Source organism: Massilia frigida, assembly GCF_011682175.1.
GTDB lineage: Bacteria > Pseudomonadota > Gammaproteobacteria > Burkholderiales > Burkholderiaceae_D > Telluria_A > Telluria_A frigida.
Genome location: NZ_WHJG01000220.1, coordinates 1 through 287 on the forward strand (window position 1 = coordinate 1; position 287 = coordinate 287).

The following is a 287-nucleotide window of genomic DNA, read 5'->3' on the forward strand; positions in this document are numbered from 1 at the left end:
TGAATCCCGTCGCGCTGGCGGACGAGCGCATCACTGACCTTTACGTCGCGCGGATCGCATGGAATCGCCACCGTCAATACGATGCGAAAGTCGCGGATCAGGAACGGCATGTGCGGCACCAGGCGCTTACGCGTGCCGCGCAGGTAGAACTCGGTGCGCCGGCGGGACATGACCCGGTAGATATTGTCGCTCCGCTTGTCGCCGTCATCGGCCGGGTCGGCCGATGGCGCATTGCGCAACAGCGCAGCGCTCATCATCTTGTCGATGATCCTCGAACCGCCCGACAT

At 63.4% G+C, this 287-nt stretch carries 1 protein-coding gene; it reads right to left on the reverse strand.

Annotated elements, in window-relative coordinates; genetic code table 11:
* Window positions 1-254 (reverse strand): TraC family protein (locus tag F2P44_RS34760; protein ID WP_223165165.1); only part of this gene is annotated, 254 nt, incomplete at its 3' end.
* Window positions 255-287: the final 33 nt, after the last annotated feature.